Here is a 685-nt window from a genome sequence, read left to right on the forward strand (position 1 = left end):
TATAACCAGCATTCGAATCATCTTGTAAATTATGCTTCAAGACTTGAATTCCATAAGGCTGTGAACTTCCTTCCTGACCTAAAACCATTGTTGGCAGCATCAAAAATATTGTCATAAATATTAACAAGTTCTTTCTAAACATATAAGCACCTTCTCTCTAAAAAAACTTCATTCGCTTTTTTATATTATATTCAATATTAATTAAAATATATAAAATAATATAAAAAAAGAGGAAGATCCCCTTTTTAAAGTTCTGGTTCTGGTGCTGGTAACTGAGAAACAGTATATTCCATCACGCCTGTAAAAGTACCTGGTTTCATATCTTTCATTGGCAAAGTCAATTTATCAGTTTCACCTATAACTAGATTCAACTGACGATCTACTAAAGTTGATTCAAAACCATAACGTTTTTGAATGATAGTAGCACTATAATTATTAGTACTATTCATTCCAAAAAAACTCCCAGAACCAAAAATGCGCGCTTTGAAAGATACAGGGCCAAAGTTTTTTGATTTCAAATCTCCAATTGTGGAATGATCAAATGAAAGCATTTCTGCATCAACTTGAAAGCCTGTTGTACTACCTGTGTTGTCAATTACTGACAACTCTGGAAATGTAGTAGGTTTCAATTCAACTGTAGTCTTAGTTACATCAATTTTCATTGTATCATATTGAATATCTCCAC

The 685-nt window shown here is 31.7% G+C and carries 1 protein-coding gene; it reads right to left on the minus strand.

Features of this window, described 5'->3' with window-relative positions; genetic code table 11:
• Window positions 1–245 precede the first annotated feature (245 nt).
• On the minus strand, window positions 246–685 hold a 440-nt coding region (locus H9630_RS18745; protein ID WP_191716992.1), incomplete at its 5' end, for a hypothetical protein.

The organism is Planococcus wigleyi (genome assembly GCF_014836985.1).
In the GTDB taxonomy this organism is placed as follows: domain Bacteria; phylum Bacillota; class Bacilli; order Bacillales_A; family Planococcaceae; genus Planococcus; species Planococcus notacanthi.